Annotated in this window: 1 protein-coding gene; it reads left to right on the top strand. The window is 62.8% G+C overall.

Going from position 1 to position 570, the window contains the following annotated elements:
• Positions 1–570, top strand: a 570-nt coding sequence (locus tag ABTU92_RS28790) for a hypothetical protein (protein ID WP_408094994.1), incomplete at both ends; no start/stop codon positions are given.

Raw genomic sequence — 570 nt, 5'->3', positions numbered from 1 at the left:
CGCTGCGGGCGAAGAACGACCTCCGGATCGACGCCTCGATCTCCGACGGGTTCTTCCAGTTCGGGAACTATCTCGATTACACGGTGGGAGGAAGCGGGAATCTGGCCTACGACTCCTATTTCGAGCAGGTGAACTACTATCTTTCCACCTCCCCGAAGCGCGGCATCGACTCCTCCAATACGAACGAGATCAATCTCTGGTATTTCTATAATCTGAACGGATACAAGACGGCGCCGACCGCGCCCTACGGGAAGACCCGCTCGGGCACGGGCCAGGATCTCGCCTTCAATCCGAACAGCCCGAGCCCGGCGTCGTCCGATCTTTCCGCCGCCGATCTCTTCCCGAACAGCCTGCGGGTCTGCGTCTCCCGTTGCGGCAGCGACACCGCGGCTGACGTCGTCGGCTGGATCGACAAGCCGGGCTCGTGGTCCTACGTCCTGACGGCCGGCGCCGACACCGCGAGCGCCAATCCGACCAGCGTGCGTCCCCTCGCCGCCGTCGTCGCCAGCGGGGGCGACGTCATCGTCGACAAGCACACGTCCTATAATCAATATTATATCGGCGGCGCGA

Source organism: Rhodoplanes sp. SY1 (assembly GCF_046000175.1).
Taxonomy (GTDB): domain Bacteria; phylum Pseudomonadota; class Alphaproteobacteria; order Rhizobiales; family Xanthobacteraceae; genus Rhodoplanes.
This window is presented reverse-complemented; position numbering and strand designations above follow the sequence as displayed.